At 68.7% G+C, this 15767-nt stretch carries 10 protein-coding genes and 2 pseudogenes; 9 read left to right on the forward strand and 3 right to left on the reverse strand.

Annotation, left to right across the window (positions count from 1 at the left end; translation table 11 throughout):
* From VEC03_RS15305 to lpdA, 4 genes and pseudogenes are all read left to right on the forward strand, one after another.
* Positions 1–979 (forward strand): annotated as a pseudogene (locus VEC03_RS15305) (transketolase-like TK C-terminal-containing protein); the annotation flags it as partial.
* Positions 980–1023: 44 nt separating this feature from the next.
* Positions 1024–2736: a dihydrolipoyllysine-residue acetyltransferase gene (aceF, locus tag VEC03_RS15310; RefSeq protein ID WP_324916864.1), complete on the forward strand. Its 1713-nt coding sequence runs from the start codon at positions 1024–1026 to the stop codon at positions 2734–2736.
* A gap of 27 nt (positions 2737–2763) precedes the next feature.
* Entirely contained in the window at positions 2764–3354 is a 591-nt protein-coding gene (locus tag VEC03_RS15315; protein ID WP_324916867.1) for an MFS transporter, read from the forward strand.
* A complete protein-coding gene (gene lpdA, locus VEC03_RS15320) occupies positions 3351–5132 on the forward strand; it encodes a dihydrolipoyl dehydrogenase (RefSeq protein WP_324916870.1) in 1782 nt (593 codons plus the stop codon). Before VEC03_RS15315 ends, lpdA begins: the two co-directional genes overlap by 4 nt.
* Before the next feature lie 15 nt (positions 5133–5147).
* Here lpdA and VEC03_RS15325 read toward each other — a convergent pair whose 3' ends face one another.
* Positions 5148–5705: a C40 family peptidase gene (locus tag VEC03_RS15325; protein WP_324916873.1), complete on the reverse strand. Its 558-nt coding sequence runs from the start codon at positions 5703–5705 to the stop codon at positions 5148–5150.
* Positions 5706–5846: 141 nt separating this feature from the next.
* On the opposite strand from VEC03_RS15325, the gene VEC03_RS15330 reads away from it, so the two are divergent.
* The gene (locus tag VEC03_RS15330; RefSeq protein WP_324916876.1) at positions 5847–6965 is read left to right on the forward strand and encodes a PQQ-dependent sugar dehydrogenase; all 1119 of its coding nucleotides are present in this window, start codon (positions 5847–5849) and stop codon (positions 6963–6965) included.
* A gap of 8 nt (positions 6966–6973) precedes the next feature.
* Here the strand turns inward: VEC03_RS15330 and VEC03_RS15335 are convergent, their stop codons facing one another.
* Positions 6974–7624, reverse strand: coding sequence for a response regulator transcription factor (locus VEC03_RS15335; protein WP_324916879.1), 651 nt, complete (start codon positions 7622–7624; stop codon positions 6974–6976).
* 8 nt (positions 7625–7632) lie between these two features.
* Complete coding sequence (locus tag VEC03_RS15340; RefSeq protein ID WP_324916882.1) at positions 7633–8694, reverse strand: histidine kinase; 1062 nt, start codon at positions 8692–8694, stop codon at positions 7633–7635.
* Between the two features lie 219 nt (positions 8695–8913).
* Here VEC03_RS15340 and VEC03_RS15345 point away from each other — a divergent pair, with 219 nt between their 5' ends.
* The 4 genes and pseudogenes from VEC03_RS15345 (at position 8914) to VEC03_RS15360 (ending at position 15766) form a co-directional block, all read left to right on the forward strand.
* Positions 8914–10107, forward strand: coding sequence for a GGDEF domain-containing protein (locus VEC03_RS15345; RefSeq protein ID WP_324916885.1), 1194 nt, complete (start codon positions 8914–8916; stop codon positions 10105–10107).
* Positions 10108–10164: 57 nt separating this feature from the next.
* The gene (locus VEC03_RS15350) at positions 10165–10764 is read left to right on the forward strand and encodes an isochorismatase family protein (RefSeq protein ID WP_324916888.1); all 600 of its coding nucleotides are present in this window, start codon (positions 10165–10167) and stop codon (positions 10762–10764) included.
* 69 nt (positions 10765–10833) lie between these two features.
* Positions 10834–12735 (forward strand): annotated as a pseudogene (locus tag VEC03_RS15355) (propionate--CoA ligase); the annotation flags it as partial.
* 160 nt (positions 12736–12895) lie between these two features.
* Positions 12896–15766, forward strand: coding sequence for a 2-oxoglutarate dehydrogenase E1 component (locus tag VEC03_RS15360; protein WP_324916891.1), 2871 nt, complete (start codon positions 12896–12898; stop codon positions 15764–15766).
* The last annotated feature ends 1 nt before the right edge of the window (position 15767 follow it).

A 15767-nucleotide genomic window follows, 5' to 3' on the forward strand; every position in this document is an offset into this window, starting at 1 on the left:
GCAGGAAGGCATCAACGAGGCGGGCGGCATGGCCAGCTGGATCGCCGCGGCCACGTCGTACTCGACGAACAACCGCATCATGGTGCCGTTCTACATCTACTACTCGATGTTCGGCCTGCAGCGGGTGGGCGACCTGGCCTGGGCCGCCGGCGACATGCAGGCGCGCGGCTTCCTGCTGGGCGGCACCTCCGGGCGCACCACCCTCAACGGCTAGGGCCTGCAGCACGAGGACGGCCACAGCCACATCCTGGCCCAGACCATCCCCAACTGCGTGAGCTACGACCCGAGCTTCGCGCACGAGGTCGGTGTGATCCTGCACCACGGCCTCAAGGGCATGGTGGAGCGGCAGGACAACGTCTTCTACTACATCACCCTGCTCAACGAGAACTACGCGATGCCCGGCCTGCAGCCCGGCACCGAGGAACAGATCATCAAGGGCATGTACCTGTTGCGGCCGGCCACGGGCAAGGACAAGGCGCCGCTGGTCAACCTGCTCGGCTCCGGCTCCATCCTGCGCGAGTCCATCGCCGCCCAGGAACTGCTGGAGAAGGACTGGGGCGTGCGCGCCAACGTGTGGAGCTGCCCCAGCTTCAACGAGCTGGCGCGCGAAGGGCAGGACTGTGAGCGCTGGAACCTGCTGCATCCGGCCGAGAAGCCGAGGGTGCCGTTCGTCACGCAGCAGCTGCAGCCGCATGCCGGGCCGGTGGTCGCGTCGACCGACTACATCAAGGCCTACGTGGAGCAGATCCGCGGGTTCATTCCCAAGGGCCAGAGCTACAAGGTGCTGGGCACCGACGGCTTCGGCCGCAGCGACTTCCGCAGCCGGCTGCGCGAGCACTTCGAGATCAACCGCCACTACATCGTGGTGGCCGCGCTCAAGGGCCTGGGCGAGGAGGGCAAGGTGCCGGCCGCGAAGGTGGCCGAGGCCATCAAGAAGTACGGCATCCAGGCCGACAAGATCAACCCGCTGTACGCCTGATCGGCTCGCCGGCGGCTCACAAGAACAATCAGGAGAACAGGCCCATGGCATCGGTCGAAGTCAAGGTTCCGGACGTCGGGGACTTCAAGGACCTTGCGGTCATCGAAGTGCTGGTCCAGCCCGGGGACACCATCAAGCCGGAGCAGTCGCTGGTCACCGTCGAGTCGGACAAGGCTTCGATGGAGATCCCGTCCTCGCACGGCGGGGTGGTCAAGGAGCTCAAGGTCAAGCTGGGGGACAAGGTGTCCGAGGGCAGCGTGCTGCTCGTGCTCGAGACGGAGGCTTCCGGCCAGGCGCAGCCACCCGCCCCCAGCGCGGCAAAAGGCGGTGATTCCGGTGCCGCTCCGGCGCCCGCACCCGTTGCCAGCGCGCCGCCACCCGCAACCGCTGCGGCAGCCCCCGCGGGCGGAACGGGCCCTATCGAAGTCCGCGTCCCCGACATCGGCGATTTCAAGGACGTCGCCGTCATCGAACTGCTGGTCAAGCCGGGGGACGCCGTCCAGGTCGAGCAGTCGCTGATCACGGTCGAAAGCGACAAGGCGTCGATGGAGATTCCGTCGTCGGCGGCGGGTGTCGTGAAGGAACTGAAGGTCGCGCTGGGCGACAAGGTGAACATCGGCGACCTGATCGCGGTGCTGGAAGGCGCGGCCGCCGCAAGCCCGGCGCCGCAGCCCGCTGCTCCGGCGGCGGGCGCCGGTGCGCCTGCGGCCCCCGCACCCATGGCAGCTCCGGCGCCGGACACGGCGCGCCCGGGCGAGCCTGCGCGCAGGGAACGCATCCTGCCCACGGCCGCGCTCCCGCCGCACGAACCCGCGGCCCCCACGGGCAAGCTGCCCCATGCATCGCCGTCCGTGCGCAAGTTCGCCCGTGAACTGGGCGTGCCGCTGGAGGAAGTGCAGGGGTCCGGCCCCAAGGGCCGCATCCTGCTGGAGGACGTGCAGGCCTTCACCAAGGCCGTCATGCGGGGCGACGCCAGTACGCAGGCCGCCGCCGGCAAGGGCGGTGCTGGTGCCGGTGGCGCGGCCCTGGGCCTGTTGCCCTGGCCCAAGGTGGACTTCGAGAAGTTCGGCCCGGTGGAGCGCAAGGACCTGTCGCGCATCAAGAAGATCGCCGGGCCCAACCTGCACCGCAACTGGGTGATGATCCCGCACGTCACCAACCACGACGATGCCGACATCACCGAGCTGGAAGCCTTCCGGGTGCAGCTCAACAAGGAAAACGAGAAGAGCGGCGTGAAGGTGACCATGCTCGCCTTCCTCATCAAGGCCTGCGTGGCGGCGCTCAAGCAGTTCCCCGAATTCAACAGCTCGCTGGACGGCGAGCAGATCGTGCTCAAGAACTACTGGCACATCGGGTTCGCGGCCGACACGCCCAACGGGCTGGTGGTGCCGGTGATCAAGGATGCCGACCGCAAGGGCATCCTGCAGATCAGCACCGAGCTGTCCGAGCTGGCGAAGAAGGCGCGCGACGGCAAGCTGTCGCCGGCCGAGATGAGCGGCGCAACCTTCACGATCTCCTCGCTGGGCGGCATCGGCGGGCGCTACTTCACGCCCATCATCAACGCGCCGGAAGTCGCTATCCTCGGGGTGTGCCGCAGCCGCACGGAGCCCGTGTGGGACGGCAAGCAGTTCCAGCCGCGGCTGGTGCTGCCGCTGTCGCTGTCATGGGACCACCGCGTGGTCGACGGCGCCGCGGCCGCCCGCTTCAACGCGTTCCTGGGCACGATCCTGGCGGACTTCCGCCGTGTCCTTCTCTGAGAAGAAGAGCAACAAAGACATTCCCTTATGACGACTGTCGTAGTAGTGAAGAAGGCCGGCCAGATCGCCATCGCCGCCGATACCCTGGTGACCTTCGGCGACACCATGCTGTCGAAGCGCTACGAGGACAACACCAAGATCTTCCGCGTCGAGACCGAGTCGGGTCCCAGCTTCATCGGCATGGCGGGCACGGTGGCCCACTTCCCGGTGCTGCGCAAGGCGATCGGCTCCATGCCGCGCGAGATCCTGCAGTTGGGCAGCAAGGACGAGGTGTTCGACACCTTCACCAAGCTGCACCCGTACCTGAAGGACAACTTCTTCCTGCAGACCAAGGAGGAAGACAGCGATCCCTACGAGTCCAGCCAGTTCAGCGTGGTGATCGCCAACGCCAGCGGCATCTACGGCCTGTACAGCTACCGCGAGGTGTTCGAATTCAAGGAGTTCTGGGGCATCGGCTCGGGCCGCAGCTTCGCGCTGGGCGCCATGCACTCGATCTACCACAAGGCCAAGACGGCGCGCGAAGTGGCCGAGGCGGGCATCACCGCGGGCTGCGAGTTCGACCGCAACTCGGCGCTGCCCTTCGACCTGTTCACGCTCAAGACCAAGGAAGCCAAATGAGCCGGGTGGAGGTGAAGGTCCCCGACATCGGGGACTTCAAGGACGTGGCCGTGATCGAGCTGCTGGTGCAGCCGGGCGATGCGGTGAAGGTGGAGCAGTCGCTCGTCACGGTCGAGAGCGACAAGGCCTCGATGGAGATTCCTTCCAGCCATGCCGGCGTGGTGAAGGAGCTCCGGGTCCAGCTGGGGGACAAGGTGTCGGAGGGCTCGGTGCTGCTGGTGCTGGAGTCCAGCGAGGCGGCGCGGGCGCCTGCCACGCCGCCGGCGCCCGCGCCGGCCTCGACTCCCGCGCCGGCGACGGCGCCTGCCGCCCCTCGGCCCGCCAGCCAGGCGAGTGCCGGCGGCGGCGAATTCGATTGCGACGTGCTGGTGCTGGGTGGCGGGCCCGGCGGCTATTCGGCCGCCTTCCGCGCGGCCGACCTCGGCCTCAAGGTCATCCTGGTCGAGCGCTACGCCACGCTGGGCGGCGTCTGCCTCAACGTGGGCTGCATTCCGTCCAAGGCGTTGCTGCACGTCGCGGCCGTGATGGATGAGGTAAGCCACTTCGAGGCGCTCGGCGTCAGCTACGGCAAGCCCGCGGTGGACCTGGACAAGCTGCGCGCCCACAAGGCCAAGGTCGTCGGCAAGCTCACCGGCGGCCTGGCTGCGATGGCCAGGATGCGCAAGGTCACGGTCGTGCGCGGCGCCGGCCAGTTCACCGGTCCACACGAACTGGAAGTGGCCGAGACCGCCGGAACCGCCCAGGAACCCACGGGCAAGAAGCAGTCGCTGCGCTTCCGCAACGCGATCATCGCGGCCGGCTCGCAGGCGGTGCGGCTGCCGTTCCTGCCACGGGACCCGCGCATCGTCGATTCCACCGGCGCGCTGGAACTGCCGAACATCCCGCGCCGCATGCTGGTCCTGGGTGGCGGGATCATCGGCCTGGAGATGGGCACGGTGTATTCCACGCTCGGCGCCCGCCTCGACGTGGTGGAGATGCTGGACGGCTTGATGCAGGGCGCCGACCGCGACCTGGTGCGCGTCTGGCAGAAGATGAATGCGCCCCGGTTCGACAAGGTCATGCTCAAGACCAAGACCGTGGGCGCGGAGGCGACGAAGGACGGCATCCTGGTGCGCTTCGAAGGCGAGCAGGCGCCCGCCGAACCGCAGCTCTACGACCTCGTGCTGCAGGCCGTCGGCCGCAGCCCCAACGGCCGCCGCATCGGCGCCGAGCAGGCCGGCATCCGGGTCGACGAGCGGGGCTTCATCCCGGTCGACATCCAGATGCGCACCAACGTGCCGCACATCTTCGCGATCGGGGACGTCGTGGGCCAGCCCATGCTGGCGCACAAGGCGGTGCACGAGGGCCATGTGGCGGCCGAGGCGGCCGCCGGCGAGAAGAGCGCGTTCGAAGCCCGCGTCATCCCGAGCGTGGCCTACACCGACCCCGAAGTGGCCTGGGTCGGCCTGACCGAGGACCAGGCCAAGGCGCAGGGCATCGCGATCACCAAGGGCCACTTCCCCTGGACGGCATCCGGCCGTGCCATCGCCAACGCGCGCGACGAGGGATTCACCAAGCTGCTGTTCGATGCGAAGTCACACCGCATCCTGGGCGGCGGCATCGTCGGCACCCATGCCGGCGACATGATCGGGGAGGTCGCCCTCGCCATCGAGATGGGGGCGGACATGGTGGACATCGGCAAGACCATCCACCCGCACCCGACGCTGGGCGAGAGCATCGGCATGGCCGCCGAGATCGCCGAAGGCACCTGCACGGACGTCCCGCCGCAGCGCAAGTAGCGCGCGGCGGCCGCCTCAGGGCTGTTCGGCCGGAACGGACGGCTGCGACACCAGCACGCGGCGGGCGCCGTCGAAGCGGCGCTGCCAGTAGCTGCCGCCCATGCTCTCCACCCGCACCTCGGCGCCGGGCCGGGGCGAGTGGATGAACTTGCCGTCACCGACGTAGATGCCCACGTGGCTGAAGGCGCGGCGCATGGTGTTGAAGAACACCAGGTCGCCGGGGCGCAGGTCCTGCTTGTCGATGACCTGGGTGGCGGCCGCCTGCTCGTCGGCCTTGCGCGGCAGCACCAGCCCGACGGTCTGTTCGTACATCGCCTTGACGAAGCCGCTGCAGTCGAAGCCGGTTTCGGCACTGTTCCCGCCCCGCCGGTAGGGCACGCCCAGGAAGCCCATGGCCGTGACCACCAGTTCCGAGGTGGCGTCGGTGATGCGTTCGCGCACGTCGTCCAGCCGGTTGAGCACGCCCTTCTCGGCCATGAAGCGTTGCAGGTCGTCCTCGGCCGCGGTCGGGGCGGCTTGGGCGGTGGCCACGGCAAGGGCCAGGACCGGGACAATGCAGAGCCACCTCGACATGGCGCGCAGCGTAAGCACCGTGATACAAGAAGTCAAGCGAGGTTTTCGATGTAAGCCTTTGATGTGGTTGGGATTTTGCCTGTTCACTTTCAGGCCAGAGTGGCCGGCTGCAGCGCCCGCAAGGGCCGATGGAGATTCTGGATGACGACATTCGATGCTGTCCCGGGCCGGTGGCGCCTTGCCCTTGGCGCCGGCCTGTTCGCCGCCTTCGCCATCACCGCGCAGGCGCAGCCCAAGGCGCAGGCGGTCGCGTCCGGGCTGGACCATCCCTGGGCCGTAGCCTTCCTCGACGAGGGCCGCTTCCTGGTCACCGAACGGCCCGGCCGGCTGCGCGTCGTGGAGCCGGATGGCCGCGTGGGCCCGCCCGTGGCCGGCGTGCCGGCGGTGGCCGCCGGCGGGCAGGGCGGCCTGCTGGACCTGGTGCTCGATTCCGGCTTCGCGTCCAACCGCGCCCTGTACTTCTGTTTCTCCGAGCCCGGTCCTGGCGGCAATTCGACCGCGCTGGCCAAGGCGCGCCTGGCACCCGACCGCAGCCGCCTCGAGCAGGTGCAGGTGATCTTCAGGCAGAAGCCCAAGGTGGACAGCCGCATGCACTTCGGTTGCCGCATCGTCGAGGCCCGCGACGGCACGCTGTTCCTGACCATGGGGGACCGCTTTTCGCGCATGCAGGACGCGCAGCGCCTGGACAACCACATCGGCAAGGTGATCCGGGTCAACAAGGACGGCTCGCCGGCCGCCGGCAATCCCTTCCTCGACCGCGCCGGCGCGCTGCCGGAGATCTGGAGCTACGGCCACCGCAACTCGCAGGGCGCGACCCTGGCCCCCGACGGCCGCTTCTGGATGCACGAGCACGGCGCCCAGGGCGGCGACGAGATCAACGTGCCCGAGGCCGGGCACAACTACGGCTGGCCCGTCATCACCTGGGGCGTGAACTACGGCGGCGGGAAGATCGGCGAGGGCATCACGTCCAAGCCCGGAATGGAGCAGCCGCTGCACTACTGGGTACCCTCGATCGCACCGTCGGGAATGACCTTCCTGAGCAGCGACCGCTACGGGCCCGAGTGGAAGGGCAACCTGTTCATCGGTTCGCTGAAGTTCGGCTACCTCGACCGGGTGCGGCTGGACGGTGGCAAGGTGGTCGGCGAGCAGCGCCTGTTGCCGGACGTGGGCCGGGTGCGCGACGTGCGCCAGGGGCCGGACGGCCTGCTGTACCTGCTGACCGACAGTTCGAACGGCCAGTTGCTGCGCCTGCAGCCCTGATCCCAGGCTCAGGCCTTGACCAGGCCCTTGCGCACGGCGTAGCGGGTCAGGCTGGCGATGTCGTTGAGACGCAGCCGCTCCATGATGCGGGCGCGGTGCACGTCCACGGTCTTGGACGACAGTCCCAACTCGAAGGCGATCTCCTTGGAAGCCTTGCCCTGCGCGATCAGCTTGAGGATCTCGAGCTGGCGTTCCGTCAACTCGTCGCTGGCGCTCGGCTCCGAGGGCTGCAGCAGCCGCTGCGCGATCACCGGGCTGAAGTAGGTGCCGGTGGCCATCACGCTGCGGATGGACTGCTCCAGTTCGAACGGAGGCGCGTCCTTCATCAGGTAGCCGCAGGCGCCGCTGGCGACGGCGCGCTTGACGAAATCGACCGTGTCGTACATCGACAGCACCAGCAGGCGCACGCCCGGATACCTGGCGTGGATCTCGGCGATGGCGGCAATGCCGTCCATGCCGGGCATGGAGATGTCGGTCATCACCACGTCGGGCTCGATCGACTCGACGAGGGCGACCAGTTCGCGCCCGTCGCGCGCCTCGGCGACCACCTCGACGCCTTCGACCATGGACAGGAGGGCCTTGATGCCCGAGCGGACCAGGTCGTGGTCGTCGGCGAGGACCACGCGGATGGCCTTGGCGGCCGGCTTGTCGTCTTTCATGTTCCTGTTCAGAGCACGGCGCGGATCGCGACCCCGGCGCCTGGCCGGGTGCGGATGTGCAGCCGCCCGCCGACCACTTCCGTGCGTTCGATCATTCCGTAGAGCCCCACGTTGCGCTCGCTGGGCTGCCCGTCCAGCACGGCGTGCTTGTCGAAGCCGGCGCCGTCGTCCAGGACCAGCAAGCCGATGCGGCCGTCCGGCAGGAAGCGGATCCGCACCCGCACGCTTTCGGCACGGGCGTGGCGGACGGTATTGACCAGCGCTTCCTGCACCAGCCGGATCACGACCGAGGCGTTTTCTCCCGGCGGCCGGGGCTCGGGGCCGCGCGTGGACACATGGAAGGCCAGCCCGGCCGGCTCGGCGATGCGCTGCACGGCCGTCTGCACCGCAGGTACCAGGCCGAGCAGGTCGAGCTGCGCCGGGCGCAGCAGGAAGGACAGGGTCTTGACCTGCTCGACCGCGGCCTGCGCCATCTCCATGGCCGTGCCGGTGTGCCGGCGGGTGGCCTGCGGATCGGGGGACCGCTGGGCCGCGTGCAGGTGGATCACCATGCCGGTCAGGGTCTGGCCGAGCTGGTCATGCAGTTCGCGCGAGATCAGGCTGCGTTCCCGCTCCTGCGCCACCACGAGGCGGGTCGACAGCTTCTTCAGCCGGCGGTAGGCGGCCTCCAGCTCGCGGGCCATCCGCTCCTGCTCGGCCGCGCGCCGCCGCTCGGACATGACCCGGTCGATGATCTGCGGCAGCGTGCCCAGCTTGTCCTTGGTGACGTAGTCCTTGGCGCCGCAGCGCAGCACGTGTACCGCCGCCTCCTCGCCGATCGCCCGCGTCACCACGATCAGCGGCGTGGCGAGCTGGCGCGCCATCAGGATCTGCAAGGCCGCGTAGGGCGAAAAGCGCGGCATGTTGAAGTCGCAGAGGATCGCGTCGTAGTCGTCCTCGAGCGCCTCGCCGAAGCTGGTGGCGTCGTCCACCCGGTCCAGCTGGTAGCGCCGGCCCGGCTCGGCCCGGTGCAGGGCGATGCCCATCAGCTCGACGTCGTCGGGGTTGTCCTCCACGCAGAGCAGCCTCACGGCAGGCGAGTCGGTGGCGGACGGAAGCGCAGACATGGATGAGCACCCTAGGGAGCCGGAAAAGTGTACCCGCGGGGTCGTGCGCGGATGGGCTGCGCTTTAAGCAAATTCCTTAATCCCCTCCCCGAAGGCGCTTAAAGATACGCCGCTCATCCGTGGTTTCATTCGGTCAACTGAAGTAACGACATGCGCCGCCCCGCTGGCAGCGCATCCGCCCAAGTGAACGAAGCACCCAGCACCGGATCGCCCCAGACCTTTCCCGGGCCGCAGGAGAACGGTCAGGGGCACGCAACTGCCCTGCCCAGGGGCTGGGTGTCGCGCAGCAGCCGCCGGCTGGAGCCCTGGATCCTCGGTGCGATTTCGCTGTGCCTGACCGCGGTGGCGGTGCTCATGCAGGCCGACCTGGCTTCGGCTGGCGTCGTCGCCCTTGTGCCGGTGCTGGCGGCTGCCTGGGCCCTGGCGCGGCCGGCACGCCGCCAGAGCGAATTCGCCCTGCGTGCCCTGGCCATTGCCGCCGGCGCCGTCCTGTTGCCGCTGCTGGGGGAGGGCAGTGTCGCCGCCGCGGATGCGCTCTGGCAGCTCTGGCTGATCCTCGTCCTGGTCGGCTATGCCTTGCTGCTGCCGCCCTCCTGGTTGCTCGGCCTGGGCGCACTGGCCAGCACGCAGTGGATCTTCGCCGGGCTGCTCGGCACGGGCGCCACGGGGGCGGCACCGGACATGCTGCCCCTGGTGGCGCTGGTGCCGGTGGCGGCGCTCGCCGGCGCCTGGATGCGTCGCGTCGATGCGCGTCTGGAAGCCCATTGCATCGACCTGGCGACGCGGCTGTGTACCCTGCCGGGGCTGCTGGCCTATGGCGAAGAACTGCTGGCCTCGCGAACCCCCCGGACCGCCTCGCTGGTGGTGCTGGATTGCAGCGACCTGCTGGAGGTCCGCGAGATCTACGGCAACCGGATCGCGCGCACCCTGATCCTGCGACTGTCGGCCAAGCTGGCCGAGATCGCCGGCGACCGGGGCTTGGCGGCGCGCACCGGACCGGCGGAGTTCGCCGTCCTGCTGCCCGGCACGGCCCGCGAGCGCGCCGTGCAGGCCTTGCAGCAGGTCCTGGGGTCGCCCTCGCGCATCGAATACGAGGCGGGCGACAGCGAGATCGTGCTGGTGCCCGAGGTCCTGCTCGGCGAGATCGGCGAGGATGCCGACGAACTCGCGGCCCTGCACCGGCTGCTCAGCCGGAAGCTGGCCGCTGCGCGCGAGCACGAGGCGCTGCGCCGCCGCTACCTGCGGCGCGAACGCGAACGGCATTCGCACCCGATCCCGATGCCGGCCGAACGGGCGCCCGCCCGGCATCGTGCGCCGGTCCCGCTCGCGGGGGCCGACATGCCCCCGACCATTCCGCTGCCCCTGCCAGCCCGCTGAGCGACCGCCGGCGGCGGCCGCATGGGGATAATCGGGGCAACCACCCGACGATCGCCCATGCTGCTGGACGCCGAAGAATCCCAACTCGTGCTGGTCGACTACCAGCAGCGGCTGATGCCCGCGATCCATGAGGGCCCCGCGGCGCTCGCCAATGCGTTGCGGCTGGCCAAGGCGGCCCGCCTGCTGGAGGTGCCCAGCTGGGGCACCGAACAGAACCCGGCCGGACTGGGACCGTTGGACCCCGCCTTGCCCCCGCTGCTGGACAAGGTGCTGGCCAAGATGTCCTTCGCTGCAGCGCAGGTCCTGGCGCCGCGCCTGCGGCCGCCGGCGCGCAGTGCCCAGGGCAATGCCCGCAGCCTGCCCAGGCACCTGCAGAAGCCGGCCGCGCCCGAAGCCACCCGCAACAGCATCGTGCTGGCCGGCTGCGAAGCCCATGTATGCCTGCTGCAGACCGCGCTGGAACTGCTGGACGACGAGTTCGAGGTCTGGGTGGTCACCGACGCCTGCAGCTCGCGCACCGAGCGCAACCGCGACGCCGCCTTCGACCGGCTGGCTGGCGCCGGCTGCGAACTGGTCACCACCGAAATGGTCGTATTCGAATGGCTGCGCAGTTGCGAGCACCCGCGCTTCCGGGAGGCCTTGGCCCTCGTCAAGTAGGGGGCGAGCGGCGCAGCGCCAGCCTGGGGCAGGGCCGGGGGCCACAATAGCCCGGCACAACAGCAAGAGGAGACGCACATGGGCTACGCCGAGTTCTATCGCCGATCCGTCGAGGAGCCGGAATCGTTCTGGGCCGAGCAGGCTCGCCTGATCGATTGGCAGACGCCGCCGCAGAAGATCTGCGACGACAGCCGCGCCCCGTTCACGCGCTGGTTCGTCGGTGGCACCACCAACCTGTGCCACAACGCCGTCGACCGGCACCTGAAGGACCGACCCAACCAGCCCGCGCTGATCCACGTCTCGACCGAAACCGGGACCGAGCGCGTCTTCAATTTCACCGAGCTGCATGCCGAGGTGCAGCGCGCCGCCGCCATGCTGCGCGGCCTGGGCGTCCGCAAGGGCGACCGGGTGCTGATCTACATGCCCATGATCCCGGAAGCGGTCTTCGCCATGCTGGCCTGTGCCCGCATCGGCGCGATCCACTCCGTGGTGTTCGGCGGCTTCGCCTCGGTGTCGCTGGCAACGCGCATCGAGGACGCGGCGCCGCGCGTGATCGTCAGTGCCGACGCCGGCTCCCGCGGCGGCAAGGTCATCGCCTACAAGCCGCTGCTGGACGAGGCCATCCGCCTGTCCTCGCACAAGCCCGACTCGGTGCTGCTGGCCGACCGCGGCCTGGCACCGATGGAGCGGGTGGCCGGGCGCGACCACGACTGGTCGGTGCTGCGCGAGCAGCACATGGACGAGCAGGTGCCCTGCGAATGGCTGCAGTCCACCGACATCAGCTACACCATCTACACCAGCGGCACCACGGGCAATCCCAAGGGCGTGCAGCGCGATGTCGGCGGCTATGCGGTGGCACTGGCGGCCAGCATGCAGCACATCTTCCAGGGCCGCGCGGGCGAGACCTACTTCTCGACCAGCGACATCGGCTGGGTCGTCGGCCACAGCTACATCGTCTACGGCCCGCTGATCGCGGGCATGGCCACCATCCTCTACGACGGCCTGCCGATCCGGCCCGACGCCGGCATCTGGTGGAGCCTGGTCGAGAAATACAAGGTGACGGGCATGTTCAGCGCGCCCACCGCCGTGCGCGTGCTGAAGAAGCAGGACCCGGCCTACCTGAAGAAGTACGACATTTCCAGCCTGCGGGCGCTGTACCTGGCCGGCGAGCCGCTGGACGAGCCGACCGCGCGCTGGATCTCTGACGCGCTGGGGATCCCCATCATCGACAACTACTGGCAGACCGAGAGCGGCTGGCCGATCCTCACCATCGCCAACGGCGTGGAGCACAAGCCCAGCAAGTTCGGCAGCCCCGGCGTGCCGATGTACGGCTACAAGGTCAAGATCCTGCACGAATCGACCGGGGCGGAACTCACCGGCCCCGACCAGAAGGGGGTGGTGGTGATCGAAGGCCCGACCCCTCCCGGCTTCATGCAGACCGTCTGGCGCGACGACGAGCGCTTCGTGCGCACCTACTGGCAGACCATCCCCGGCAAGCAGGTCTACAGCACCTTCGACTGGGGCATCCGCGACGAGGACGGCTACTTCTACATCCTCGGACGCACCGACGACGTGATCAACGTGGCCGGCCACCGGCTCGGCACGCGCGAGATCGAGGAGAGCATCTCCAGCCACCCGGGGGTGGCCGAGGTGGCGGTGGTGGGCGTCGCCGATCCCATGAAGGGGCAGGTGGCGATGGCCTTCGCGGTGCCCAAGGATGCGGCGGCACTGTCCGATGCGGACGCGGCGCTGCGGCTGGAAGGCGACATCATGAAGGTCGTCGACCAGCAGCTCGGCGCCGTCGCGCGGCCTGCGCGAGTGCGCTTCGTCAGCCTGCTGCCCAAGACCCGCAGCGGCAAGCTGCTGCGCCGGGCCATCCAGGCCGTGTGCGAAGGCCGCGACCCGGGCGACCTGACCACCATCGAGGACCCTTCGGCCCTGCAGCAGGTCAGGGACCTGGTCGCGCGCTGAACCCGTTCGCCTGCGACGGCGGCGCGAAGGTGGCACAATCGCGGGAGCAACCAAGGCATCCTTCCAGCCACAGTTCGCATCCGCCATCCGGTCCAGCCGTGTCGCGGAAGGTTTCTTCAACCAACTGAAGCTCCCTGAAGGGGGGCAGAAAGTCAGCGAGATGAGCGATCCGAGCTCCGTCTATACGGCCTATCGCGGCAACTCCTACCTGTTCGGCGGCAACGCGCCCTACGTGGAGGAGATGTACGAGAACTACCTGGCCAACCCCGGCAGCGTTCCCGACAACTGGCGCGAGTACTTCGACGCCCTGCAGCACGTACCCGCGGCCGACGGCAGCGAAGCGCGCGACGTGCCGCACATGCCCGTCATCAACGCCTTCGCCCAGCGCGCCAAGCAGGGCGGCACCCGCGTGGTGGTGGCCGGTGGCGCCGATCCCGAGCTGGCCCGCAAGCGTACGGCCGTCCAGCAGCTGATCGCCGCCTATCGCAACGTGGGCAGCCGCTGGGCCGACCTCGACCCGCTCAAGCGCGCCGAGCGCGAGAACATCCCCGAGCTGGAGCCGTCCTTCTACGGCTTCACCGATGCCGACCAGGAAGCGGTGTTCAACACCAGCAACACCTTCTTCGGCAAGGAGAGCATGTCGCTGCGCGAGCTGATCAACGCGCTGCGAGAGACGTACTGCGGCACCATCGGCGCCGAGTACATGTACATCAGCGACCAGACCCGCAAGCGCTGGTGGCAGCAAAAGCTCGAGTCGATCCGCACCAACCCGAACTTCGGGCCCGAGAAGAAGAAACACATCCTCGAGCGGCTGACGGCGGCCGAGGGCCTGGAGCGCTTCCTGCACACCAAGTACGTGGGCCAGAAGCGCTTCTCGCTGGAAGGCGGCGAAAGCTTCATTGCCTCGATGGACGAGCTGATCCAGCGCGCCGGCGAGAAGGGCGTGCAGGAGATCGTGATCGGAATGGCCCACCGCGGCCGCCTGAACGTGCTGGTCAACACGCTGGGCAAGATGCCGGCCGACCTGTTCGCCGAGTTCGAGCACACGGCCAAGGAAGACCTGCCGGCCGGCGACGTGAAGTACCACCAGGGCTTCTCGTCCGACGTGACCACGCCCGGCGGCCCGGTGCACCTGTCGCTGGCCTTCAACCCCTCGCACCTGGAGATCGTCAACCCGGTGGTCGAGGGCTCGGTACGCGCCCGCATGGACCGCCGCGCCGATCCCAAGGGCAAGCAGGTGCTGCCGGTGCTGGTGCACGGCGATGCCGCCATCGCCGGCCAGGGCGTGGTGCAGGAGACGCTGGCGCTGGCCGAGACCCGCGGCTACTTCACCGGCGGCACGGTCCATATCGTCATCAACAACCAGATCGGCTTCACCACCTCCGACCCGCGCGACACCCGATCCACGCTGTACTGCACCGACGTGGTGAAGATGATCGAGGCGCCGGTGCTGCACGTGAACGGCGACGACCCCGAGGCGGTGGTGCTGGCGACCCAGCTGGCGCTGGAGTACCGCATGGAGTTCGGCACCGACGTGGTGGTCGACATCGTCTGCTTCCGCAAGCTGGGCCACAACGAGCAGGACACCCCCTCGCTGACCCAGCCGCTGATGTACAAGAAGATCGCGGCCCACCCCGGCACGCGCAAGCTGTATGCCGACAAGCTGGCGACCCAGGGCCTGGGCGACACGCTGGGCGACGACATGGTCAAGGCCTACCGCGCCGCCATGGACGCCGGCAAGCACACGGTCGACCCGGTGCTGACCAACTTCAAGAGCAAGTACGCAGTCGACTGGAGCCCCTACCTGGGCAAGAAGTGGACCGACGCCGCCGACACGGCCATCCCCACCGCCGAGTGGAAGCGGCTGGCCGAGCGCATCACCACGGTGCCGGACAACTTCACCGTGCACCCGCTGGTGCGCAAGGTGCTGGAGGACCGCGCCGCCATGGGCCGCGGCGAGGTCAACGTCGACTGGGGCATGGGCGAGCACATGGCTTTCGCCTCGCTGGTGGCCAGCGGCTACCCGATTCGCCTGTCGGGCGAGGATTGCGGCCGCGGGACCTTCACCCACCGCCACGCGGTGCTGCACGACCAGAACCGCGAGAAGTGGGACACCGGCACCTACGTGCCGCTGCAGAACGTGGCCGAGAACCAGGCTCCGTTCGTGGTGATCGACTCCATCCTGTCGGAAGAGGCGGTGCTCGGCTTCGAGTACGGCTATGCGTCGAACGACCCGAACACGCTGGTGATCTGGGAAGCCCAGTTCGGCGACTTCGCCAACGGCGCCCAGGTCGTCATCGACCAGTTCATCGCCTCCGGCGAGGTGAAGTGGGGCCGGGTCAACGGCATCACCCTGATGCTGCCGCACGGCTACGAAGGGCAGGGCCCGGAGCACAGCTCGGCGCGCCTGGAGCGCTTCATGCAGCTGTCGGCCGATACCAACATGCAGGTCTGCCAGCCCACCACGGCCAGCCAGATATTCCACCTGCTGCGCCGGCAGATGGTGCGCCCGCTGCGCAAGCCGCTGGTGATCATGACGCCCAAGTCGCTGCTGCGGAACAAGGACGCGACCTCGCCGCTGTCGGAGTTCACCAAGGGCGGCTTCCAGACCGTGATCCCCGAACACAAGGAGCTCAAGGCCGACAAGGTCAAGCGGATCATCGTCTGCTCGGGCAAGGTCTACTACGACCTGGCCAAGAAGCGCGAGGAGAAGGGTGCCGACGACGTCGCCATCCTGCGGGTGGAGCAGCTGTATCCGTTCCCGCACAAGGCCTTCGCCACCGAGCTGAGGAAGTACCCCAACGCCACCGACATCGTGTGGTGCCAGGACGAGCCGCAGAACCAGGGCGCCTGGTTCTTCATCCAGCACAACATCCACGAGAACATGCAGGAAGGCCAGAAGCTGGGTTACTCCGGCCGGGCCGCCTCGGCTTCGCCGGCGGTGGGCTACGCGCACCTGCACCAGGAGCAGCAGAAGGCGCTGGTGGACGGCGCCTTCGCCAAGCTCAAGGGCTTCGTGCTGACGAAGTAGG

The sequence above is a fragment of the Ramlibacter sp. genome, from assembly GCF_035627355.1.
Classification (GTDB): domain Bacteria; phylum Pseudomonadota; class Gammaproteobacteria; order Burkholderiales; family Burkholderiaceae_C; genus Ramlibacter.

Excerpts from the sequence above, each read along its gene's own strand:
- aceF (WP_324916864.1), top strand. The coding sequence starts at position 1,024 with ATGGCATCGGTCGAAGTCAAGGTTCCGGACGTCGGGGACTTCAAGGAC.
- VEC03_RS15315 (WP_324916867.1), top strand. The coding sequence starts at position 2,764 with ATGACGACTGTCGTAGTAGTGAAGAAGGCCGGCCAGATCGCCATCGCC.
- lpdA (WP_324916870.1), top strand. The coding sequence starts at position 3,351 with ATGAGCCGGGTGGAGGTGAAGGTCCCCGACATCGGGGACTTCAAGGAC.
- VEC03_RS15325 (WP_324916873.1), bottom strand. The coding sequence starts at position 5,705 with ATGTCGAGGTGGCTCTGCATTGTCCCGGTCCTGGCCCTTGCCGTGGCC.
- VEC03_RS15330 (WP_324916876.1), top strand. The coding sequence starts at position 5,847 with ATGACGACATTCGATGCTGTCCCGGGCCGGTGGCGCCTTGCCCTTGGC.
- VEC03_RS15335 (WP_324916879.1), bottom strand. The coding sequence starts at position 7,624 with ATGAAAGACGACAAGCCGGCCGCCAAGGCCATCCGCGTGGTCCTCGCC.
- VEC03_RS15350 (WP_324916888.1), top strand. The coding sequence starts at position 10,165 with ATGCTGCTGGACGCCGAAGAATCCCAACTCGTGCTGGTCGACTACCAG.
- VEC03_RS15360 (WP_324916891.1), top strand. The coding sequence starts at position 12,896 with ATGAGCGATCCGAGCTCCGTCTATACGGCCTATCGCGGCAACTCCTAC.